Annotated in this window: 17 protein-coding genes; 15 read left to right on the top strand and 2 right to left on the bottom strand. The window is 71.4% G+C overall.

What is annotated here, in order from left to right; all coding sequences use genetic code 11:
- Positions 1-420 precede the first annotated feature (420 nt).
- The 12 genes from IEZ11_RS45960 to IEZ11_RS45905 all read left to right on the top strand — a co-directional run bounded on the left by IEZ11_RS45960 (position 421) and on the right by IEZ11_RS45905 (position 16,958).
- Entirely contained in the window at positions 421-2,748 is a 2,328-nt protein-coding gene (locus IEZ11_RS45960) for a sensor histidine kinase (RefSeq protein WP_189269051.1), read from the top strand.
- Positions 2,745-3,173, top strand: coding sequence for a roadblock/LC7 domain-containing protein (locus IEZ11_RS45955; RefSeq protein ID WP_189269050.1), 429 nt, complete (start codon positions 2,745-2,747; stop codon positions 3,171-3,173). Before IEZ11_RS45960 ends, IEZ11_RS45955 begins: the two co-directional genes overlap by 4 nt.
- On the top strand, positions 3,170-3,544 hold the full coding sequence (locus IEZ11_RS45950; protein WP_229713768.1) for a DUF742 domain-containing protein: 375 nt from the start codon (positions 3,170-3,172) through the stop codon (positions 3,542-3,544). The genes IEZ11_RS45955 and IEZ11_RS45950 overlap by 4 nt, the downstream gene beginning before the upstream one ends.
- Positions 3,528-4,130, top strand: coding sequence for a GTP-binding protein (locus IEZ11_RS45945; protein WP_189269049.1), 603 nt, complete (start codon positions 3,528-3,530; stop codon positions 4,128-4,130). The genes IEZ11_RS45950 and IEZ11_RS45945 overlap by 17 nt, the downstream gene beginning before the upstream one ends.
- A gap of 582 nt (positions 4,131-4,712) precedes the next feature.
- A complete protein-coding gene (locus IEZ11_RS45940; RefSeq protein ID WP_189269048.1) occupies positions 4,713-6,479 on the top strand; it encodes an FAD/NAD(P)-binding protein in 1,767 nt (588 codons plus the stop codon).
- Positions 6,480-6,579: 100 nt separating this feature from the next.
- Positions 6,580-7,395 carry an LLM class flavin-dependent oxidoreductase gene (locus IEZ11_RS45935; protein WP_189269047.1) on the top strand — a complete coding sequence of 272 codons (816 nt, stop codon included), beginning with the start codon at positions 6,580-6,582 and terminating at the stop codon, positions 7,393-7,395.
- 93 nt (positions 7,396-7,488) lie between these two features.
- Positions 7,489-8,268, top strand: a complete 780-nt coding sequence (locus tag IEZ11_RS45930; RefSeq protein WP_189269046.1) for a DUF1684 domain-containing protein — start codon at positions 7,489-7,491, stop codon at positions 8,266-8,268.
- 249 nt (positions 8,269-8,517) lie between these two features.
- Complete coding sequence (locus IEZ11_RS45925) at positions 8,518-9,417, top strand: S1 family peptidase (RefSeq protein ID WP_189269045.1); 900 nt, start codon at positions 8,518-8,520, stop codon at positions 9,415-9,417.
- Positions 9,418-9,540: 123 nt separating this feature from the next.
- Entirely contained in the window at positions 9,541-10,368 is an 828-nt protein-coding gene (locus IEZ11_RS45920; RefSeq protein ID WP_189269044.1) for a slipin family protein, read from the top strand.
- A gap of 318 nt (positions 10,369-10,686) precedes the next feature.
- Complete coding sequence (locus tag IEZ11_RS45915) at positions 10,687-11,766, top strand: S1 family peptidase (RefSeq protein WP_189269043.1); 1,080 nt, start codon at positions 10,687-10,689, stop codon at positions 11,764-11,766.
- A 744-nt stretch (positions 11,767-12,510) separates the two neighbouring features.
- The gene (locus tag IEZ11_RS45910; protein WP_189269042.1) at positions 12,511-15,963 is read left to right on the top strand and encodes a DNA polymerase III subunit alpha; all 3,453 of its coding nucleotides are present in this window, start codon (positions 12,511-12,513) and stop codon (positions 15,961-15,963) included.
- 14 nt (positions 15,964-15,977) lie between these two features.
- Entirely contained in the window at positions 15,978-16,958 is a 981-nt protein-coding gene (locus IEZ11_RS45905; RefSeq protein WP_189269041.1) for a DNA polymerase Y family protein, read from the top strand.
- Positions 16,959-17,025: 67 nt separating this feature from the next.
- Here the strand turns inward: IEZ11_RS45905 and IEZ11_RS45900 are convergent, their stop codons facing one another.
- Positions 17,026-17,880 carry a TIM barrel protein gene (locus IEZ11_RS45900; protein WP_189269040.1) on the bottom strand — a complete coding sequence of 285 codons (855 nt, stop codon included), beginning with the start codon at positions 17,878-17,880 and terminating at the stop codon, positions 17,026-17,028.
- Positions 17,877-18,938 carry a Gfo/Idh/MocA family oxidoreductase gene (locus tag IEZ11_RS45895; protein WP_189269039.1) on the bottom strand — a complete coding sequence of 354 codons (1,062 nt, stop codon included), beginning with the start codon at positions 18,936-18,938 and terminating at the stop codon, positions 17,877-17,879. Before IEZ11_RS45895 ends, IEZ11_RS45900 begins: the two co-directional genes overlap by 4 nt.
- Positions 18,939-19,078: 140 nt before the next feature.
- Between IEZ11_RS45895 and IEZ11_RS45890 the strand changes: the two genes are divergently transcribed.
- The 3 genes from IEZ11_RS45890 to IEZ11_RS45880 all read left to right on the top strand — a co-directional run.
- The gene (locus IEZ11_RS45890) at positions 19,079-20,173 is read left to right on the top strand and encodes a LacI family DNA-binding transcriptional regulator (protein ID WP_229713766.1); all 1,095 of its coding nucleotides are present in this window, start codon (positions 19,079-19,081) and stop codon (positions 20,171-20,173) included.
- A 315-nt stretch (positions 20,174-20,488) separates the two neighbouring features.
- Positions 20,489-21,508, top strand: a complete 1,020-nt coding sequence (locus IEZ11_RS45885) for a sugar ABC transporter substrate-binding protein (RefSeq protein ID WP_189269038.1) — start codon at positions 20,489-20,491, stop codon at positions 21,506-21,508.
- A partial coding sequence (locus IEZ11_RS45880) for an ABC transporter permease (RefSeq protein ID WP_189269037.1) occupies positions 21,508-22,532 on the top strand: 1,025 nt, incomplete at its 3' end. The genes IEZ11_RS45885 and IEZ11_RS45880, both read left to right, overlap by 1 nt.

Raw genomic sequence — 22,532 nt, 5'->3', positions numbered from 1 at the left:
AGTGGATAGACGCCGCACGGGGGGTTTGTGACGGTACTGGTGCAGAGGCAAAACGTCGAGAGGCCAGGTACCCCAAGGGCCCTAGCTCACACACCTGCTGACTGAGAGTGAAATATGATTGTTTCCGGCGTACGAGTGATGAGCGGTGCGTCCGGGTGAACGGGACGTGTCCGGGGGTGTGCTCGCCGCGGCCGGCCCGGGTGCGACGAGCCGTCAACCCGGGCGCGCGTCCGTCACCGTATACGGAATCGGTCCACAGGGGCGGTTGCCTCGGGATTCACCTTGATCCTGTTTCCGTGACGTAAAACAAAAACATGATCGGGTGACCGCTGGCCGGAGAGGTTCGTTGGCCGAAGCGCAGAACCATTTCTCCCCCGGATCTGCGTGTCCATCAACTCGCCTCGTCATTAAGGCACTTCCGTGCAAGCAGCCACCATTCGCACCAGGCTCCTGAGGATTCTGGTGCTGGCCCTCGCCGTCCTGCTGACGCTGCTGGGCGTCGCGGCCGCCGAGCAGGTCTCCGCCTATCGCAACGCCTCCGCCACCGCGGACAACGCCCGGCTGGAGATCACGCTCCAGGGCCTGATCCACGAACTCCAGAAGGAGCGCGGTCTCACCACCGGATACGTCGGCGGCGTCAAGGAGTTCGCGGGCAGGCTGCCCGCGCAGCGCAGGGCCACCGACACCGCCCGCGACCGGCTCGACCAGGCACTCCGGGGCCGTTCCGACGCGGCCGCCGGCTCGGTGCGCGAGTCCCTCGGACGGCTCGGCGGACTCGCCGGGATCCGCAAGCACGCGGACGACCACACCGGCGTGGTCAAGGACACCTTCGACTACTTCACCACCACCATCACCGTCCTCGACCGGCTCGACCTCGGCCTGAGCGACGTCCACGACGCCACCCTGCGCGACGCCTACCAGACGCTGCAGATCCTCGGCAACGCCAAGGAGTTCACCGGCGAGGAACGCGCCATCGTGCTCGGCTCGGTGCGCGCCGGGCAGTTCCAGGGCGACGACTACAGCCGGTTCATGGAGATCCGGGCCGGCCGCCTCGCCGCCCTCGACGCCTTCCCGCGCTCCGCCTCCGACGCCCAGCAGCGCCGCCTGGACGAGGCCATGACCACCCCGGACGCCGAGCGCGCGCTGGCGTACGAGGACACCGCCGTCAAGGGCGGCGGGAAGCTGACCTGGCACGGCATCCCGCCCATGCAGTGGTGGGACGCGATGACCGCCACCATCAACGGACTGCGGGACGTCCAGGTCTCGCTCGGCACCGACGTCGAGAACCGGGCCGCCGCGCTGGAGGACACCGCCCAGCGCGACCTGCTGCTCTTCCTGCTGGTCGCCCTCGGCACCGTCGCCGCGCTCGGCGCCCTCGCCCTCGACTGTGTACGGTCCGTCTCCGCACCGCTCGCCGAACTCGCCCAGCAGGCCCGTGAGGTCGCCGGGGACCGGCTGCCGAAGGCCGTCTCCGCCGTCCAGGACGGCTCCTGCGGCGAGCACCCCGGGCCGCCGGCCCCGCTCGCCGTCTCCGGCCGGGCCGGCGCCGAGGTCAAGGAGGTCGCCGAGGCCTTCGACCGGGTGCAGCAGGCCGCCTACGACCTCGCCACCGAGCAGGCCGTGCTGCGCCGCAACGCCACCGACTCGCTGGTCAGCCTCGGCCGCCGCAACCAGAACCTGGTGCGCCGGCAGATCAGCTTCATCAACAGGCTGGAGCACGAGGACGCCGACCCCGCGACCCTCGCCAACCTCTTCGAACTGGACCACCTCGCCACCCGCATGCGCCGCAACGCCGAGAGCCTGCTCGTCCTCGCCGGGGAGTCCAGCCCCCGGCCCTGGTCCACCCCGCTGTCCATCACGGACGTACTGCGCGCCTCCCTCGCGGAGGTCGAGGAGTACCGCCGGGTCACCCTGCGCCGGGTGGAGCCGGCCCATCTCACCGGCTCGGTCGTCGCCGAGATCGCCCACCTCCTCGCCGAGCTGATCGAGAACGCGCTGAGCTTCTCCCCGCCGGACTCGGACGTGGAGATCGAGGGCCGCCGCAGCAGCGCGGGCTATCTGGTCGCCATCGTCGACCACGGCCTCGGCATGGACGCCCAGGCGATCGCCGAGGCCAACGTACGGCTCTCCGGCACCGCCAGCTTCATGGCCGAACCCACCCGGTTCCTCGGCCACTTCGTGGTCGGCGCGCTCGCCCGCAAATGCGGGATCGAGGTACGGCTCGGCGAGGCGCCCGCCGCCGGCGTGGTCGCCCGGGTGCTCATCCCGGTCAATCTGATCACGGAGGCGGCGGCACCCCCGAAGCAGGCGGCCGCCGCCGAACCGGCCGCCGTACCGGCCCCGCGCAGGGAACCCGACCAGACGCGGCTCGCCGCTGTCTCCGCCCCCGCCGCCCAGCCCGCCGCTGCCGCCGAGGCCGGGCCCGAGCAGCCGCAGCCGCAGCCGCAGCCGCAGAAGAAGGGTGCCTCGGCCGCCCGGACCCGTAACGGCCTCGTCAAGCGGCCCCAGCGCAGTGCGATCGCGGAGGCCGTCAGCGAGACGGATCGGCCCAGCCGCCCGGCGCCCGCCGAGCGGACCCCCGACCGCAGCCCCGAGGAGGTCTCCGGGATGCTCGCCACCCTGCGCAGCGCCCACATGCGGGGCGGCATCAGCGTGGAGAAGGAGAAACGGGAGAGGAAGGCGGACCACGAGGGCGACGCGAAGGGCGACGCGAAGCGCGATGCGAAGGGCCGGGGTGACGCCAGGTGAGCACCGTAGGCACCCCCAACGACTCGCGGACCTTCAACTGGCTGCTCGCGAACTTCGTCAAGTCCACGGACGGGGTACGGGACGCGGTCGCCGTCTCCTCCGACGGGCTGCTGATCGCCGTCTCGGACGGGCTCGGACGCACCGAGGCCGACCATCTCGCGGCGATCGTGTCGGGGCTCTCGTCGCTCGCGCGCAGCGCGTCCAAGCGGTACGGCTTCGACGGGGTCAAGCTCATCATGATCGAGATGGGGCGCGGCTTCCTGCTGGTCTCCGCGATCCGCGACGGCAGCTGTCTCGGCGTCCTCGCCGACTCCAGCGGTGAGCTGGGCCTGGTCGGCTACGAGATGGCGGTGCTCGCGGAACGGGCCGGCGACCTGCTGAGCCCGACGCTCATCGCCGATCTGCGGCAGGCGTTGCCACGATGAGTGCGCAGGAACCGCGCGACCCCGGCGAGGACATGTCCGAGGACATGTCCGAGGACACGTCCTTCGTACGGCCGTTCATCATCACCGGCGGGCGCGCCGAGCCGCTCCAGACCGACCTGCGGCTGGAGACGCTGGTCATGGCCGTGGGCGCACCGGACGAGTCGCTCGCGTTCGAACGCCGCCACATCGTGACGGTGTGCGCGCAGCCGACGACGGTCGCCGAGGTGGCGCACCGGGTCGGCGTACCCCTCGGAGTCGCCAGGGTGCTGATCTCCGATCTCGTCGTCGCCGGGCAGCTCGCCTGCCGGCAACCCGCGGAGCTGCCGCTCCAGCTGCTGGAAAGGATCAGGGATCATGTCCGGGCGCTCTGAGAAGGTCGTGCCGCTCGCCGTGAAGATCGTGGTGAGCGGGGGACTCGGGGTCGGCAAGACGACGTTCATCGGGGCGATCTCGGAGATCGAGCCGCTGGACACGGAGGCGGCGATCACCCAGGTGTCGGTCGGCGTCGACTCGCTCGTCGGGGTCGAGTCCAAGACCACGACGACCGTGGCGCTCGACTTCGGCCGGATCACGCTGGATCCGTCCATCGCGCTGTACCTGTTCGGGACGCCCGGACAGGACCGGTTCTCGTTCCTGTGGGACGACCTGGTGGAGGGAGCGCTGGGCACGGTGGTCCTCGCGGACACCCGCCGGATCGAGGACTGCTTTCCCGCCGTCGACTACTTCGAGTCCCACGGGGCGCCCTTCGCCCTGGCCGTGAACCGGTTCGACGGCGCCGAGCGGTTCGAACTGGAGGAGGTCCGGGAGGCGTTGGGGCTGGGGGCCGAGGTGCCGGTGCTGGAGTGCGACGCGCGGGACCGGGGGTCGGTGCGGGACGTGCTGGGCGCGCTGATGGACCGGGTGATCGGGCAGCGGGTCGGGCCCGCGAAGAGGAGGGTGGCGGTGGTCTCGCGGTAGGGGACGGGGCGCGGGGGCCGTGTGGCGGCCGCGGGTTCGTCGTGGCTGGTCGCGCGGTTCCCCGCGCCCCTTCGGGGGCACGTGAACCGGGCGTCTGTCGTGAGGGAGGGGCGCGCGTGTGAAGGCGAAGGGTGGGGCGCGGCGGAGAACGCGAAAAGTCCCCGCGGTCCGCGGGGCACGCAGGGGGTCAGCTCAACAGGAACAGGACCACACGCGACCGAAGTCGATGTGGGAGCGCTTGACCAGCCACTGCTGTGGATGCATGGGGCAAGTGGAACAGGTCTCCGGTTCTCCGTCAACTGAGCTGAGACGCGCTGCCCATACTCTGGACACCCTTGACAACGAGGGGAAACGGCACCGTAGAGTCGGCGGACGGCCCTGCTGAGGGGCTCGGCCGTAAGAGCGCCGCACGCCGGCGTTCCGTGTGAAGGCACCCGCACCACCGTGTGCGCGTCCACCGTGTTCGATTGATCCGCCACGGAGCCTTCCCATGTCCTGCGAGACCCTCGCCAGAACCGTCACCGCTCCCGCCCCCGGCATACCCGGGCCCGCGACCGGCCTCTTCACCTCCGAGCCGGCCCGATGAGGCCGCAGCTGGTGATCGTGGGGGCCGGGCCGCGGGGGACCGGCCTCCTGGAGCGCATCGCCGCCAACGCGCCCGAGCTGTACGCCGGTACGGGCCTCGACATCCATCTGGTCGACCCGCATCCGCCGGGCGCCGGCCGCATCTGGCGGGCCGCCCAGTCGCCGCTGCTGTGGATGAACTCGCACGCCGAGGACGTCACCATGTTCACGGACGAGACGGTGCGGATGGCCGGGCCGGTGCGCAAGGGCCCCACCCTGCACGAGTGGGCGGGCCTGGACAGCGGTACCTTCGCCGACCGGCAGATCCAGGGCCGCTATCTGCGCCACGTCTACGACCGTGCCGTCGCCGACCTGCCGGACGGCGTCACGGTCCACTACCACCCGCGCCGGGCCCTGCGGCTGAGCGGGCCGCGCGAGGGCCGCCAGCAGGTCTGGCTGGAGGGCCGGCCGCGTCCGCTCCTCGCCGACCTCGTCGTCCTCGCCCTCGGCCACCTGGACGCAGAACTCGACCCGGAACAGGCCGCGTTGGCCGCGTACGCCGACACGCACGGCCTGGTCCACCTGCCGCCCGACTTCACCGCCGACAGCGACCTGTCCGCACTGCGGCCGGGTGAACCGGTGCTCGTACGGGGGTTCGGGCTCGCCTTCGTCGACCTGATGGTGCTGCTCACCGAGGGACGGGGCGGACGCCACGACGGCGACACCTACGTGCCGTCCGGGCAGGAGCCGGTGCTGTACGTCGGGTCGCGGCGCGGCGTGCCGTACCACTCGAAGATCGGGTACGACTGGACCGGCGAACGCCCGCCGCTGCCCCGCTTCCTCGGCCCCGGCGAGATCGACGGACTGCTCGCCCGGCCGGACGGCTTCGACTTCCGGCGGGACGTGTGGCCGCTGGTGGTGAAGGAGCTGGGCTTCGCCCACTACCACCGGCTGTTCACCGTCCACCCGGAGCGGACGGCCGTCGCCTGGCGGGACTTCGAGGAGAAGTACGCCGCCGCCGAGGGCGACGCCGAGGTGCGGGCGCTGGTGGCGGCCGCCGTACCGGATCCGGCCGACCGGCTCGATCTCGCGCGACTGGACCATCCGCTGGACGGGATCCGGTACGGGTCGCACGAGGAGTTCCAGGACGGGCTGCGCGGTTACGTCGAGGCGGACCTGGACCGCCGGCACGATCCCGCGTACAGCGCCGACCTGGCGGTGTTCCTCGGACTGCTCTCCGTCTACGGGCAGTTGGTGCGGCTGGGCGACATCGGGTCCTGGTGGCACGGGTTCTTCAGCTACCTCGCCTCCGGGCCGCCCGGCCCCCGGCTGCGGCAGCTGCTCGCGCTGTCCCGGGCCGGGGTGCTGCGGTTCGTCGGCGCCGGGATGACGGTGACGGCCGAGGACGGGGTGTTCCGGGCGTCCGCCGACACCGTGCCCGGGTTCTCCGTGGCGGCGCGGGCCCTCGTCGAGGCGCGGCTGCCCGAACCGACCGTGGGGCGTGCCCGGGACGCGTTGCTGCGCGAACTGCACGTCGGCGAGGCCGCCGAGACGCCCGACGGGCTGCTCAGGGTGGACCCCGCCGACGGGCGGATCCTCGACGGGGGCGGGCGGCCGCATCCCCGGCGGTTCGCGCTCGGGCCGTTCACGAACGGACGTACGCCCGGGGCGTTCACCCGGCCGGGTACTGGAGGGCCCGCGTTCCGGCAGAACGACGCCACGGCACGCGCGGCACTGGCCTTCCTGGCCGATCTGGCGGGCGGCACCGCGGCCGGTGAGGGATGAGCGTCCCGGCCGGCGGCAGAGGAATTCCGGTGACTGCGAGGTCGAGAAGGGATCGCGGCCGCTTGTGCGGAACGCGGGTCTTACAGGGAGGTTCGTGGTGATGACCGGCTCGTACGGCCGGGGGCTGCTGCATCTGGCCGCCGCCGTGGATCAGGTCGGCGTGTTCGACGCGGAGCGTTACGTCGAACTGGTGCGGCTCGCCGAGAGCGGGGGCCTGGACTTCGTGACGCTCGACGGCCGGTTCGGGTGGACGGAGACCGACCCGCTCACCGTGCTGGCGCAGGTGGCACCGGCCACCCGGCGGATCGGGCTGGTGCCGATGGCGACCGCCCCGGAGACCGCCGTCGCCCACCTCGACCGGATCAGCCGGGGCCGGGCCGGCCGGTGGAGCGAGGCCCCCGGACCCGCGCCGGATCAGCCGGTCCGGGTGACCGACGCCACCGAGCCCGCCGCCCGGCAGCCCGCCGCCCGGTACGCCGATGTCGCCCTGGTACGGGCCGCGAGCTCCGCGCAGGCCGCCGCCGTACGGGAGGAACTGCGGGCGTACGCAGGGGAGTCAGGGCGGGATCCGGAAGCGCTGCGGGTGCTGGTGAGCCTGGTCGTGGACCTGGGTGACGGCGAGCGCGCGGCCGAGCCGGGGCACGGCGGCGGCGGGCCCCGGCAGACCGTGCAGGGACCGCTGTACCGGGGTGGCCCGGTGGACCTGGCGGAGCTGGTCGCCGGCTGGCACGGTGAGGGGGCCGCCGACGGCTTCCACCTGGTCCCCGCCGAACCGCGCCGCGACCTGGAGCGGCTGGTCAACGGCACCGTGGCGCTCCTCCAGCACCGTGGCCTGTTCCGCACCTTCTACCCGGGCAGCACCCTGCGCGAGCACCTCGGCCTCGCCCGGCCCGCGGGGCAGCTCGCGGTGCCGTGAAATACCTCGCGCTCCCCGGTGGTTGGGGACGGACCGAGCGCACCGGAAAGACAGGACGTGAGTCGTGACGAAAGCCATGGAAGGACTGATCGTATGAACGCGGACGCGTCCGGGGACTGGAAGCGCTGGCACGAACACCGCGAGGAGACGGTGTCGGCGCCGTACGGGCCGCTGGCGCTGGTCGGCAGTCACTGGATCGAGGACCACCCGGACGGCCGGCTCCCGGCCGTCCCCGGCAGCTGGGCGGTCGACGGGGACGGTGTCCGGCTCACCGCGACGGCGGCCGACGGCCTCGCCCTGGACGGTGCGCCCTTCGCCGGTGAGGTCCTGCTGACCGCCGACCGCGAACCCTCCGCCCGGGTCACGCACGGCGGGCGCCGGCTGGTCGTGCTGGTCCGCGAAGGCGTCTGGGGCGTACGGGACTACGACCCGGCCGCCGCGACCCGCCGCGCCTTCCGGGGCATCGACGCCACCCCCTACGACCCGCGCTGGTCGGTGCCGGGACGCTTCACGCCGTACGACGACGACCCGCGCACCGTCCGCGTCGGTACGGCGGACGGGGTGGAGCGCGCGCTCGTGCTCGCCGGGGAACTCGGCTTCACCGTGGCCGGCCGGGAGCTCACGCTCCAGGTCGCCGAACAGGCCGACGGCCGGCTGTGGGCGGTGTTCGCCGACGCCACCAGCGGGGCCGGCAGCTTCCGGTTCAGGTTCCTCTATTCGGCCGCCCCGGACGCCGACGGCTCCACCGTTGTCGACTTCAACCGGGCCCAGCTGCCCCAGTGCGCCTTCGCGGACCACTTCATCTGCCCGTTCCCGCCGCCCGGCAACACGCTGGACCTCCCGGTCGAGGCGGGGGAGCGGAGGCTCGCCTGAGGCTTTCGCGAAAAATGTGACAGGGTGTCAACTTGTCGTGGTCATGACGAGATCGCCAGAAGTCGTCACGATTCGAACATGGTCGCACGGCCGAAAGGCCCCCTTGCGGCTACCGGTCGTTCGCCCGAATACTCCCCCACAGCGCTTGTCAGGGGCATGTGTGTCCGAAATCCGGGCACCACCCCTGGCTGCGCCTCACGGGCCCCGACCCCACGCGGGCCCCCGACTTCCCCTGGGAGGGAACGACAAGTGAGGATCAAGCGCACCACCCCACGCAGCGGTATCACGAGACGGACCCGGCTGATCGCCGTGGGCACCGGCTTCCTGGCCGCGGCCGCGTTCGCCGTCCCCACCGCGAGCGCGAGCGACGCACAGACCTTCAGCACGACCCAGCTGAAGGCCGTGAACAGCTCTGTCCTGAAGGCGGACGTCCCCGGCACCGCCTGGTCCGTGGACAGCAAGACCCACCGTGTCGTCGTCACCGTCGACGCCACGGTCTCCAAGGCCGAGATCGCCAAGATCAAGCGGCAGGCGGGCGCCGACGCCGGAGCGCTCACCATCAAGCACACCAACGGCACCTTCAAGAAGCTGATCACCGGCGGCGACGCCATCTACGGCGGCGCCTACCGCTGCTCGCTCGGCTTCAACGTGCACAGCGGGAGCACGTACTACTTCCTGACCGCCGGACACTGCGGTGAGGTGGCCTCGACCTGGTACAGCAACTCCGGCCACACCACCGTCCTGGGCACGAACGTCGGCTACAGCTTCCCGACGAACGACTTCGCGCTGGTGAAGTACACCAACACCTCGATCGCGCACCCGAGCGCGGTCGGCAGCCAGACCATCTCCAGCGCGGCCACGCCCAGCGTCGGGACGACGGTGTACCGCCGCGGTTCGACCACCGGCACGCACAGCGGCCGGGTCACCGCGCTCAACGCCACCGTCAACTACGGCAGCGGTGACATCGTCTACGGCATGATCCAGACCACGGTCTGCGCCGAGGGCGGCGACAGCGGCGGCCCGCTCTACGGCGGTTCCGTGGCCTACGGTCTGACCTCCGGCGGCAGCGGCGACTGCACCTCCGGCGGTACGACCTTCTTCCAGCCGGTCACCGAGGCGCTGAGCTACTACGGCGTGAGCGTCGGCTGACGATCCTTCGGATCACCCTCCGGCGAGCCCCCGTACGCAACCGGCGTACGGGGGCTCGCCCTTGTACGAACCCGGAGTTACCGTCGAAGGACCGTTGAAGTCAGTCACCCCTTGGGGGCCGGCATGGTCGAGGCGCTGGTGGCGGCCGCAGCCGCTCTCGTGTCCGTCGGAGCGGTCTACGCGATGTCCGCGGCACGGGTCGTCAAACAGTACGAACGGGGCGTGGTGTTCCGCCTCGGCCGGCTCCGACCGGAGGTGCGTGGACCCGGGTTCACCATGATCCTCCCGTTCGTGGACCGGCTCCAGAAGGTCAACATGCAGATCGTCACGATGCCGGTGCCTGGACAGGAAGGCATCACCCGGGACAACGTGACCGTGCGCGTCGACGCCGTCGTCTACTTCCGGGTGACCTCGCCCGCCGAGGCGGTCGTCCGGGTCGAGGACTACCGGTTCGCGGTCGCGCAGATGGCGCAGACCTCGCTCCGGTCCATCATCGGCAAGAGCGAGCTGGACGACCTGCTGTCGAACCGCGAAAAGCTCAACCAGGGGCTGGAGTTGATGATCGACAGCCCGGCCGTGGAGTGGGGCGTCACCATCGACCGCGTCGAGATCAAGGACGTCTCGCTGCCCGAGACCATGAAGCGGTCCATGGCCCGGCAGGCCGAGGCCGACCGGGAGCGCCGGGCCCGCGTCATCAACGCCGACGCCGAACTCCAGGCCTCCAAGAAGCTCGCGGAGGCCGCCAAGGAGATGTCGGAGCAGCCCGCCGCGCTCCAACTGCGGCTGCTGCAGACGGTGGTGGCGGTCGCCGCGGAGAAGAACTCGACGCTGGTGCTGCCGTTCCCGGTGGAGCTGCTGAGGTTCCTGGAGCGGGCACAGCAGCAACTGCCCCCGGCGGGAGGGGCCGATGGTGCCGGCGGGGCGCAGGGGGTGAATTCCGGCCAGGGGTAGGCCAGGGGAGGCGTCACCGGCTGCCGCCCGCTCCTCGCGCATGGTGTTCGCAGCGCGAATCCTTCCGGGCCGGCCGACGACCGGGGGCGGCTGAGGACGGCCGCGGAAGACTGCGGACGACTGCGGATGACTGCGGCCGACTGCGGCCGACTGTGAACGGTCCGTGCACAGGGGGCGCACAACATCCGCGCGCGCGAGACCTGAGGTCGACCTTGTGTGCTCCCTGTGGGGCTCGGAATAGTGGGCCGCCGTCAACCAGCCTTCCGGCCCCGAGGTCCCCACAACCTTGCGGGCCCACCCCCCACAGGAGGACGCGAGTTGAAGCACCGACGCATACCCGGACGCCGGGCGACGCTCGCCGTCGCGGGTGCCACCGCGCTCGTCGCCGCCGCAGTGACCTTCCAGAGTGCGAACGCGAGCGAGCCCGGCAAGGCCGCCGTACCGCAGATCCTGTCCGCCCCGGCGGCCGGAAAGCTCGCCTCGACGCTCACCGTCGACCTTGGCACCGACACGGCGGGCACCTACTACGACGCCCGGTCGAGGAACCTCGTCGTCAACGTCCTCGACGACACCGCGGCCAAGGCCGTCGAGGCGGCCGGGGCCAAGGCCAGACTCGTCGCCAACTCCCTCGCCGAGCTCGACGGCGCGCGTACCGCGCTGAAGCAGGACGCGACCGTTCCCGGCACCTCGTGGGCGACCGACCCGGTCGGCGACAAGGTCGTCGTCACCGCCGACAGAACGGTCACCGGGGCCGAGCTGGCCAGGCTCACCAAGGTCGTCGACGGGCTCGGCGGCACGGCCGAACTGCGCCGCTCGAAGGGGGAGTACACACCCTTCGTCGCCGGCGGCGACGCGATCACCGGCTCGGGCGGCCGCTGTTCGCTCGGCTTCAACGTGGTCAAGGACGGCGAGCCGTACTTCCTGACCGCCGGACACTGCACCGAGGCCATCTCCACCTGGTCGGACTCCTCCGGGAACGTGATCGGCCAGAACGCCCGGTCCAGCTTCCCGGGCAACGACTTCGGCCTGGTCAAGTACACCTCGCAGGCGGACCACCCGAGCGAGGTCGACCGCTACGACGGCTCCGCCCAGCGGATCACCGGCGCGGCCGAGGCCACCGTCGGCATGAAGGTGACCCGCAGCGGCTCCACCACCCAGGTCCACGACGGCACGGTCACCGGTCTCGACGCCACCGTGAACTACTCCGAGGGCACGGTGAGCGGGCTCATCCAGACCGACGTGTGCGCCGAGCCCGGCGACAGCGGCGGCCCGCTCTTCTCCGGCAGCGACGCGATCGGCCTGACCTCCGGCGGCAGCGGCGACTGCACCTCCGGCGGGGAGACGTTCTTCCAGCCGGTGACAGAGGCACTGTCGGCGACGGGAACCCGAATCGGCTGACAGCCCGTCGGCATCCGGGTCGGCTGTCGGTCCGTCGGCATCCGGGTCGGCTGTCGGTCCGTCGGCATCGGGGTCGGCTGTCGGTCCGTCGGCATCGGGGTCGGCTGATGTCCGCGGCTCTGCGGGTCGGCGGACGGCCGCCGGGGCCTGGGTCGGCTGACGGTCGCCTGCTCCCCTGGGCTGGACGGCATGTGTCGTATCCCCGCGAGGCCCCGCTCTCATCGAGGGAGCGGGGCCTCGCTGTGTTCCGATGCCGCACGCGCCCTGCCCGTGGGGCGTCCGGACCATGCTCCGCTGCCCGGCTGCCCGGCTGCCCGGCTGCCCGGCTGCCCGGCTGCCCGGCTGCCCGGCTGCCCGGCTGCCCGGCTGCCCGGCTGCCCGGCTGCCCGGGGCCACCGGCAGGTGACGGTCGCCCGGTGGTGGTCGGTCCGAGAACCGGGTGGCATGACGGAAAGTGCCGACACTGTCGCGGAGTGTCAGGGATACGTTCTCCCGGCTCACCGAGTGGCCTCGCTGGGGTGTGCCTCATGGCGGCGGTTTCCCCCAACTGCGGTGGCCGGCTGGGTGACTGACGGGGCGGTGCCCGTTCCGGCTGCCACTCGCCCTCCAGGGAATCGCTTACGCGTTCGATTAAGGGTCGCTGACCGGGGCTGATGAGGTTAGAGTAATCGAACGCGAGTACGATGAACATATCGGGCGTACCGGTTTTATGGCTGAAAAGGGGTGGAGTGATGGAGGTGCGGCATGAGGGGCTTCGCCCATCTGCACGTCGCGTCCGGTTACTCCGCCCGCTACGGCGCCTCCCACCCCGAGCAGCTCGTCCGGCAGGCGGCCGAGCGTGGCATGTCCGCGCTCGCGCTCACCGACCGGGACACCGTCACCGGGGCTGTTCGATTCGCACGGGCCTGTGCGAAGGAGGGAGTCCGGCCGGTCTTCGGCATCGACCTCGCGGTGGCGGCCCTGGCGCCCCCGCCGCCCGTCCGGCGCCGCCGTACCCCGGCCCACGGCGGCGCGCACGTCGTCGAGCCGCCGCTGCGCTTCGTGCTGCTCGCGCAGGACCGGGCGGGCTGGGCGCGGCTGTGCCGGATCACGTCGGCCGCCCATGTGGGTGCCGTGTCCGGTGTGCCGCCGGTGGTGCCGTGGGAGGCGCTGCGCGAACACGGCGGTCCCGGCCTGACCGTGCTGCTGGGCCCGCTCTCGGAGCCGGTGCGGGCGCTGTCGGTGGGCCGGGAGGACGTGGCGATGAAGCTGCTGGTGCCCTGGCAGGAGATCTTCGGAAGGGATGTCCGATTGGAAGTCGTCGCGCAGAAACGTTCCGGCATGGGGCCGGGCTCCCTGCGCCTGGCCGCCGGCACCCTCGCCCTGGCCGACCGCACCCACACCACCGCCGTCCTCTCCAACGCCGTCCGCTACGCCGACCCCGGCCGGCACCGCCTCGCCGACGTCCTGGACGCCGCCCGGCTGCTCAGACCGATCGACCGGCGCCGCCTGGACAGCGGACAGCGCTGGCTCAAGGGCGAGAGGGAGATGACGGCTGTCGCGAGGCTGGTCGCCCAGTGCGCCGGAACGGACGTCCGCAGGGCCCGCCGCCTGATGGCGGACACCGCGGCCACGGCGGCCGCCTGCACCGTCGACCCGGCGGCCGACCTCGGCCTCGGCACCCCGCACCTCCCCGAACCGGCTCTCTTCGGCGCCGGACCAGGAGCCGGCGGCGCGGCCCGGCTGCTCCGTCTGCGCAGCGAGGCCGGCCTGGTCCGACGCGGCCTGGACCGTGACCGGGCGGCGCTCGCCCGGCTGGACGAGGAGCTCGCCGGCATCTCGCACTGGAACTACGACGCGTACTTCCTCGCCATCGGACAGGTCGTCGCCGACATCCGGGCCAAGGGCATCCGGGTCGCGGCCCGCGGCTCCGGCGCCGGCTCCCTGGTCTGCCACGCCCTGGACATCGCCACCGCCAACCCGCTCGACCACAGCCTGCTGTTCGAACGCTTCCTCAGCAGGCGCCGGGAGTCGCTGCCCGACATCGACATCGACGTGGAGTCCGCCCGGCGCCTGGAGTGCTACGACACCATCTTCGAACGCTTCGGCAAGGAACGGGTGGCGGTCACCGCCATGCCCGAGACCTACCGCGCCCGCCGGGCACTCAGGGACACCGGCCTCGCCCTCGGCATCCCGCCCGCCGACGTCGACCGGATCGCCAAGAGCTTCCCGCACCTGCGCGCCTGCGACATCACCAACGCCCTCGCCGAACTGCCCGAGCTACGGCAGCTGGCGGGCGAGGCACACCGGTACGGGCCGCTGTGGGAACTGGCCGAAGGGCTCGACTCCCTGGTCCACGGCATGGCCATGCACCCCTGCGGCGTGGTCATCAGCGACGCCACCCTCCTGGACCGGCTGCCGGTGCAGCCCACCCCGCAGGGCGACTACCCCATGGCCATGGCGGCGAAGGAGGAGATCGAGGCGCTGGGCAACATCAAACTCGACGTCCTGGGCGTCCGGATGCAGTCCGCGATGGCCCACGCCGTCACCGAGATCGAACGCACCACCGGCAACCGCATCGACCTGGACGACCCCGGGCAGGTGCCGCTCGACGACGTCTTCGCGTTCAAGCTCATCCAGTCCAGTCAGACCCTGGGCCTGTTCCAGCTGGAGTCGCCCGGCCAGCAGGACCTGCTGTCCCGGCTGCAGCCCCGTGACGTCCAGGACGTCATCGCCGACATCAGCCTCTTCCGCCCAGGGCCGGTCGCCGGCGGCATGCCCGAGCGGTACATCGCCGCCCGGCACGGCGGCACACCCGTATACGCCCACCCGCACCTGGAGCCGGTGCTCGCCGACACCTACGGCGTGACCATCTGGCACGAGCAGATCATCGAGACGCTGCGGGTGCTGACCGGCTGCGACCGGGCCTTCGGCGAGATCACCCGGCGGGCGCTCGGCGACAAGGAGCAACTGCCCGGGATCAGGGACTGGTTCCACGAGCGGGCCCGTGCGCGCGGCTACAGCGCGGCCGTGCGGGACGACGTCTGGAGGACCGTCGAGGCCTTCGGCGCCTACGGCTTCTGCCGGGCCCACGCGGTCGCCTTCGCCGTACCCGCCCTGCAGAGCGCCTGGCTCAAGGCGCACTACCCGGCGTTCCTGCTGGCCGGCCTGCTCGAACACGATCCCGGGATGTGGCCCAAGCGGGTCCTCGTCTCCGACGCCCGCCGTCGTGGCGTGCCCGTCCTGCCCGTCGACGTCAACAACTCCTGGGTGAAGCACACCGTGGAGAAGACCGACGGAGACCGGTGGGGCGTACGCCTCGCCCTCTCCGCTGTGCACGGCATCCGCGAGGACGAGTGCGCGCGCATCGAGGAGGGGCAGCCGTACGGATCGCTGTCGGACTTCTGGCAGCGGGCCCGTCCCAGCAGACCGGTCGCCGAACGCCTCGCCGAGATCGGCGCGTTGACCTGTCTGCACGACGGCCGCCTCACCCGGCGTGATCTGCTGCTCCAGATCGCCGAGTTGCACCGGCAGTCCCGCAGCCGTTCCGCGCACGAGGGGCAACTGCCCATCGACGCGGGCGCCGTCGGCGGCCCGGAGCCGAGCGGGCTGCCGGAGATGACCGGACGTGAGGCCCTGAGCGCCGAGTTGAGCACCCTCGGCATCGACGTCTCCCGGCACCTGATGGAGCACCACCACCGGCTGCTGCGCGAGATCGGCGCGACCGACGCGGCGCATCTGGCCGGGATGCGGGCGGGGCAGCAGGTGCTGGTCGCGGGGGTGCGGGCCTCGACCCAGACCCCGCCGATCGCGAGCGGGAAGCGGATCATCTTCGTCACCCTGGAGGACGGCTCCGGACTCGTCGACCTGGCCTTCTTCGAGGACTCCCACCCGGCCTGCGCGCACACCGTGTTCCACAGCGGGCTGCTGCTGGTGCGCGGCACGGTCCAGGTGCGCGGTACCCGTCGTACCGTCGTCGGCTCCATGGCCTGGGATCTGGACGAGATCGCCGCCGCCCGCCGGGACAACGGGCCCGAGGCCGCCCTCGCCCTGCTCGGCCGGAGCCGTCCGCATCCGACGCCCGCCCAGCCGCAGCGCACCCTGGCCGACGGCACCGCGGGCGCCCGTCTGCACCCGTACGCCGACCTCCAGCCGGCCGGCACCCGCTCGGCCGACCTGAAGAAGTTCGGCCACCGAAGCCCAGGGAGCGCGGGATGAACGGGACGAGCGGAATGAGTACACGGCAGCGGCACATCGCCCACCTCCACCTGCACGCCTCACTGACCGAGGATCAGTACGCCGATATAATCGAACTGATGTCTGGTGTCACGCCTCATGTCCAGGCGGTCCCACCCAACGCCGTCCAGCTCGACCTGACCTCGGCGCTCCGGTACTTCGACCTGCCTCCCTACGACATGGTCCAGACGACGATGATGAGGCTGAAGCTCTTCTACGGCATCGACAGCAGCGCCGGACTCGCGGGCAACCGCATGCTGGCGGCGATGGCGGCCGACGCGTCCGCGCCGGGAGAGGCGACCTGGGTTCCCACCGCCGAGGCGGCCGAGTGGCTGTGTCCCCGGCCGGTCACCGCCCTGCCCGGCATCGGCCGCACCACCGCGGAGACACTCGGCAGATACGGCCTGCACACCATCGGCCAGGTCGTCGACCTGCCCGCGGGAACACTGCAGCGACTGCTCGGCGCGGGCCCCGCCCGGCTGCTGGCCGAACGCGCCCGCGGCCGCGATCCCCGCCCGGTCACCCCCTCGGAACCGGCGGCGCAGCTGGCCGCCGATCTCGTGCTGGAGCGGGACTGCCTCGACCCCGCCCAGCACCACCGCGCAGTGCTGGAGCTCGCCGACCGGATCGGCCAACGCCTGCGCGTCGAACGCCAGATCACCACCCGGATCGCACTCACGGTGCGGTACGCCGACCGCAGCTCCACCACGCGTACGCGCACCCTGCCGGAGCCGACCAGCCACTCGCCCGCCCTCGCGGCCGCCGCCCTGGGGCTGCTGAAATCCCTCGGGCTGCAGCGGGCGAGGGTCCGCGCCTTCCTGATCCGCGCCGACGCCCTGCTGCCGGCCGGCAGCGCCTACCGCCAGCTCTCCATGGACCCTGCCGATGACCGCGCCCGCGCGGCCGAAGCCGCCGCCGACCGTGCTCGTCGACGCTTCGGACCCGAGGCGATACGACCAGCGACTCTGGCTGACTGACCGCTTCCGCCAAGAACATCGGAGCGCGTCCCGGATCTTTTCGTCGTGGCCGGGTCGGCGCGGTCGGTCAGGTACCGGCCGTGGCGGTAGTGGATCGCGCGGCGATGCCGTCGCCGGGCGGAACCGGTGCCGTGATGGTGAAGGCGTCGCGGAAGGCGTCCAGGGCGGCGTCGGAGTCGTCGCGGGCCCAGCCTTCGAGGCCGATGACGCCGGTGTAGCCGAGTTCGTGCAGGGCGCGTGCGATCGCGGGGTAGTGGATCTCGCCGGTGCCCGGTTCACAGCGGCCGGGGACGTCGGCGACCTGGATCTCACCGATGAACGGCAGTGCCTGGCGGCAGAGTTCGACGAGGTTTCCCTCGCCGATCTGGGCGTGGTAGAGGTCCAGGTTCATGCGCAGGTACGGGCTGTCCACGGCGCGTACGAGGGCCAGGGTGTCGGCGGCGCGGGCGAAGGGCGTGCCCGGGTGGTCGACGGCCAGGTTGAGGTTCTCAAGGGTGAAGACCCGGCCCGCGGCCTCGCCGAGTTCCGCGACGCGCCGCAGGGTGTCGGCGGCCGTGAGCCACATCCGCGGTGTCACGGTCTCGACGGGGCGCACGGGGAGTCCCTTGTCGTCGAGGCCGGTGCCGTGCAGGTTCAGGCGGGGGCTGTCGATCCGGGCCGCGGCCTCCAGGGAGGTGCGGGCGGAGGAGAGCAGGGCCTCGATGCCGTCGGGGTCGGTGAGGTTGCCGGTGAGGTAGCCGGTCATGGAGGAGAAGGTCGCGCCGGTGGCGGCCAGGGCGTCGAGGTCCTTGGTGGACCAGTCCCAGATCTCGACCTGGAAGCCGCGCTCGGCGATCCGCTGCACGCGCTCGGTGAACGGCAGGTCCCGATGGAGCATCTCGGCGCTGGCGGCCAGGACGAAGGGGGAAGCGGTCAGGGTCATGCGGTCACCTCGGCGATCGTGACGGGACGGTCGGTCTCCACGCTGCGGATCGCGGCGAGGGCGATGGACAGGGCGCGGCGGGCGTCGTGGCCGGTGACGGCGGCGGGGCTCTTGTGGCGAACGGCGTCCGCGAAGGCGGTCAGCTCACCGACGTACGCCTCGCGCAGCAGGTCGGTGTCGCGGCGGGCGGTGTCGATGTGGATGCCCTGGGCGCCGTGGAAGGTCATGTTCGTGGTGCGGGCGTCGCCGGCGGTCACCATGCCTTCGGAGCCGAAGACCTCGGCGCGTACGTCGTAGCCGTAGAGCGCGCAGAAGGAGGCTTCGGCGGTGGCGATCGCGCCGTTGTCGAAGCGGACGGTCACGACCGCGGTGTCCAGGTGGCCCTGCGCCTTGGCGTCGGGGCGGACGAGGGCGTCGGCGGTGGCGTGGACGCTCAGCGGTGCGGCGCCGGGGTTGAACCAGCACAGCGTGTCGAAGTCGTGGATGAGGGTTTCCAGGAAGATCGTCCACTGCGGGATGCGGGCCGGATCCGCCGTGAACGGGCCCGGGTCACGGGTGAGCGAGCGCAGCAGCTGCGGGGTGCCGATCCGCTGCTCGTCGATCGCGGCACGGGCGGCGGCGAAGCCGGGGGCGAAACGCCGGTTGAAGCCCACCTGGAGCACGACGCCGGCCGCCTCCACGGCGGCGATCGCGCGGTCGGCGTCCGCCAGGGTCACCGCCATCGGCTTCTCGACGAAGATGTGCTTGCCGGCCCCGGCCGCCGCGACGACCAGCTCGGTGTGGGCGCGGGCCGGCGCGGTGATCAGCACGCCGTCGATGTCGTTCCGGTCGAGGACCTCGGCCACGTCGGTGGTGGCCAGTGGTGCGTCCAGTTCGGTGGCGAGGCGTTCGGCGGCACCCGGTACCGGGTCGCTGACGGCTGCCAGGGTGACGCCGGGGATGTGCCGGGCGACGATCGCCGCGTGGTTCGACCCGATACGGCCCGCACCGATCGTGGCCAGCCGCAGGGTGTGGGGGACGGGCCGGAGGCGGCCGGGGGAATTGTCAGCGACGACCATGTCGGTGCTCCCAATGACTAGTACGTTCTAGTCGGGAAGGTAAACGCGCACCGGGAATCGGTCAAGGGGTCGATATGCTCGGCGCACAGGCTGTCGGGCCCGCCGACGGAACCGCGTTCGACCAGGCTGGGAGTGGTGACGTGAGGGAGTTGGACGACGACGCCCACGACAGCGCCCACGACAGCGCCCACGACAGCGCTGGGCAGTCGCCCCCCGGCCGGGCCGCCGCCGATGCCACCCGCAAGGGGCGCCCGACCATGGCGGATGTGGCACGGGCCGCCGGTATCTCCACCGCCCTGGTCTCGATCGTGATCCGCGGTGTCCCCGGAGCCAGTGAGGAGACCCGCCGACGCGTTCTGCGGATCGCCGACGAACTGGGCTACGTCCCCGACCAGCGCGCCCAGAAGCTCCGGCGGTCCAGTTCGCGGGTGCTCGGCGTCGTCTTCGAACTCCAGCAGCCCTTCCACGGCGACCTCGTCGAGCACCTCTACGCCGCCGCGGCACGGCACGGCTACGAGGCGGTGATCAGCGCGGTGGCGCCCAGTCGCGCGGAGTCCACGGCGGTCAACGCCCTGCTCCGGGAGCGTTGCGAGGCGGCGATCCTGCTGGGCAGCCGCCTGTCCGACGAAGAGCTGGAACGCCTGGTCCGCCGACTGCCGACCCTCCTCGTCGCCCGCCGCAGCGGAGTGCCGGGGGTGGGTTCCGTCCGCGGCGACGACATGGTGGGCATCAGGCTCGCCGTCGACCACCTCGTCGGCCTCGGCCACCGCCGGATCGCGCACATCGACGGGGCCGGCGCCCCGGGCAGTTCCGATCGCCGGCTCGGCTTCTTGCAGGGGATGACGGATCACGGGCTGGCCGACTGCGCCGACGTGCTCGCGGGCGGCCTGACGGAGGAGGCCGGCGCCGAGGGCATGCGTTACCTGCTGGACCGGCAGGTGGAGCCGCCCACGGCCGTCATCGCCTTCAACGACCGGACGGCCACCGGCGTCCTGGACGTTCTCGCGCACCGTGGCCGCGCCGTGCCGGGGGAGATCTCCGTGGTGGGCTACGACGACTCGCGGCTGGCGAAGATGCCGCACGTCCAGATGACCACCGTCTCCCAGGACGCGGCCGGCATGGCGGACGCCGCGGTGGCCGCCGCACTGGACCTGATCAAGGGCGGCACTCCGCGAGAGACCGTGCTCACCCCTCGCCTGGTGGAACGCGCGACGACCGGCCCGGCGCCTCACTGAGATGCACCTTCGATAACGTCTATAACGTTCCAGGGGAGATGTCTTGACATGCGCTTCGGTGCCTGGCGTACTGACCGCACCGCTCTAGAACGTTCTAGCGAGACCTTCGAGTTGCCGTGATGTTCGGACGTAGTTACAAACTCATGTCCTTACAAAACATTGACAGCGGTGGCGGCAAGGGATTGGATCCCGTCTCAGCGAAGCGCCGCAAGTGCGGCAAGGGCCGTGAATCCGGCGATCGGATGTCGGCCTCCGGATCCTCGCGATCCACTCCTCCCCGTCTCTCCCCCCGTCGCACAGTGAGGTGCACGACAGATGGAACTCTCCTCTTCCTCCCGCTCTCGCAGACTGGTCCCCCTGGTGGCCGTGGCGGCTGCGGCAGCCCTGACCCTCGCCGGCTGCTCCAGCAGTTCCGGAGGTAAGAAGTCCGAGGACACCGGTGCGGCCGCCTCGGCGGGCAAGGCGTCCACTCCGCGTATGACGGTCGCGCTGGTCACGCACCAGGCGCCGGGTGACACCTTCTGGGACATCGTCCGCAAGGGTGCGCAGGCGGCCGCGGACAAGGACAACGTCAAGCTGGTCTACTCGGCGGACCCGAACGCGGGCAACCAGGCGAACCTGGTGCAGAACGCGATCGACCAGAAGGTCGACGGGATCGCGGTGACCCTGGCCAAGCCGGATGCGATGAAGGACGTGGTGGCCAAGGCGAACGCGGCGAAGATCCCGGTGGTCGGTCTCAACTCGGGGCTGAGTGACTGGAAGAAGCTCGGGCTGCTGGAGTTCTTCGGCCAGGACGAGACGGTCGCGGGTGAGGCGTTGGGCAGCCGGCTGAACACGGAGGGTGCGAAGAAGGTCGTCTGTGTCATCCAGGAGCAGGGCAACGTGGGTCTGACGCAGCGGTGTGACGGGGTGAAGAAGACGTTCTCGGGGACGACGGAGACCCTGTACGTGGACGGTACTTCGCCGACCTCGGTCAAGTCGACGATCACGGCGAAGCTGACCCAGGACAAGGCCATCGACCACGTGGTCACGCTCGGTGCCCCGATCGCGCTGATCGCCGTGCAGTCGGTGTCCGATGCGGGGAGCAAGGCGAAGGTGGCCACCTTCGACCTGAACAAGGACCTGACCACGGCCATCAGCAAGGGCACCATCGAGTTCGCGGTGGACCAGCAGCCCTATCTCCAGGGTTACCTGGCGGTCGACTCGCTGTGGCTCTACAAGAACAACGGCAACTACAGCGGTGGCGGTGAGCAGCCGGTGCTGACCGGCCCGGCCTTCGTCGACAAGTCCAACGTCGAGACCGTCGCCAAGTTCGCCGCCAACGGAACCCGGTGATGAGTGTGACGCAGCACGCCGAACCGGCGGTGTCCGCACCGCCGGCCCCCGGCCCCGGCCGGGAGACCGACGGCCGGACCGCGCAACGATCCCCGCTGCTGCGCCTGTTGGCCCGCCCCGATGTCGGCGTCTTCCTCGGCGCGGTCGCGGTGTACGTCTTCTTCCTGATCTCGGCCCCGCCGGTACGGGAGGCCGCCTCGATGGCGAACATCCTGTACCAGTCGTCCACGATCGGCATCATGGCGCTGCCGGTCGCCCTGCTGATGATCGGCGGGGAGTTCGACCTGTCGGCGGGCGTCGCGGTGATCACCTCGGCGCTGACCGCGAGCATGCTCAGTTACCAGCTGACCATGAACGTGTGGGTCGGTGTGATCGCGGCGCTGGTCGTGTCACTGGGGATCGGGTTCCTGAACGGCTGGCTGGTGGTCCGTACCGGACTGCCGTCCTTCCTGGTCACCCTGGGCAGCTTCCTGATCCTCCAGGGCGTGAACCTCGCGGTGACCAAGCTGGTCACCGGCAACGTCGCCACCGACGACATCAGCAACATGGACGGCTTCGGCCAGGCCAAGGCGCTCTTCGCCTCGTCGTTCGACATCGGTGGCGTCCAGGTGAAGATCACCATCTTCTGGTGGCTGTTCTTCGCGGCGATCGCCACCTGGGTCCTGCTGCGCACGAAGTACGGCAACTGGGTGTTCGCGGTCGGCGGGAACAAGGACAGCGCCCGCGCGGTCGGTGTCCCGGTGAACTTCACCAAGATCTCGCTGTTCATGCTGGTGGGCTTCGGTGCCTGGTTCGTCGGCATGCACCAGCTGTTCTCCTTCAACACGGTGCAGTCCGGCGAGGGGGTGGGCCAGGAGCTGATCTACATCTCCGCGGCGGTGATCGGCGGCTGCCTGCTGACCGGCGGTGCCGGTTCGGCGATCGGACCGGTCTTCGGTGCCTTCATGTTCGGCCTGGTCCAGCAGGGCATCGTGTACGCGGGCTGGAACCCCGACTGGTTCAAGGCCTTCCTCGGCGTCATGCT

Source organism: Streptomyces fuscichromogenes (assembly GCF_014645815.1).
GTDB lineage: Bacteria > Actinomycetota > Actinomycetes > Streptomycetales > Streptomycetaceae > Streptomyces > Streptomyces fuscichromogenes.
This window is presented reverse-complemented; position numbering and strand designations above follow the sequence as displayed.

What these genes read in the sequence shown, in the direction of transcription:
- IEZ11_RS45950 (WP_229713768.1), top strand. Translation starts at nt 3,170, where the DNA reads ATGAGTGCGCAGGAACCGCGCGACCCCGGCGAGGACATGTCCGAGGAC.
- IEZ11_RS45945 (WP_189269049.1), top strand. Translation starts at nt 3,528, where the DNA reads ATGTCCGGGCGCTCTGAGAAGGTCGTGCCGCTCGCCGTGAAGATCGTG.
- IEZ11_RS45940 (WP_189269048.1), top strand. Translation starts at nt 4,713, where the DNA reads ATGAGGCCGCAGCTGGTGATCGTGGGGGCCGGGCCGCGGGGGACCGGC.
- IEZ11_RS45935 (WP_189269047.1), top strand. Translation starts at nt 6,580, where the DNA reads ATGACCGGCTCGTACGGCCGGGGGCTGCTGCATCTGGCCGCCGCCGTG.
- IEZ11_RS45930 (WP_189269046.1), top strand. Translation starts at nt 7,489, where the DNA reads ATGAACGCGGACGCGTCCGGGGACTGGAAGCGCTGGCACGAACACCGC.
- IEZ11_RS45920 (WP_189269044.1), top strand. Translation starts at nt 9,541, where the DNA reads ATGGTCGAGGCGCTGGTGGCGGCCGCAGCCGCTCTCGTGTCCGTCGGA.
- IEZ11_RS45910 (WP_189269042.1), top strand. Translation starts at nt 12,511, where the DNA reads ATGAGGGGCTTCGCCCATCTGCACGTCGCGTCCGGTTACTCCGCCCGC.
- IEZ11_RS45905 (WP_189269041.1), top strand. Translation starts at nt 15,978, where the DNA reads ATGAGTACACGGCAGCGGCACATCGCCCACCTCCACCTGCACGCCTCA.
- IEZ11_RS45900 (WP_189269040.1), bottom strand. Translation starts at nt 17,880, where the DNA reads ATGACCCTGACCGCTTCCCCCTTCGTCCTGGCCGCCAGCGCCGAGATG.
- IEZ11_RS45895 (WP_189269039.1), bottom strand. Translation starts at nt 18,938, where the DNA reads ATGGTCGTCGCTGACAATTCCCCCGGCCGCCTCCGGCCCGTCCCCCAC.
- IEZ11_RS45885 (WP_189269038.1), top strand. Translation starts at nt 20,489, where the DNA reads ATGGAACTCTCCTCTTCCTCCCGCTCTCGCAGACTGGTCCCCCTGGTG.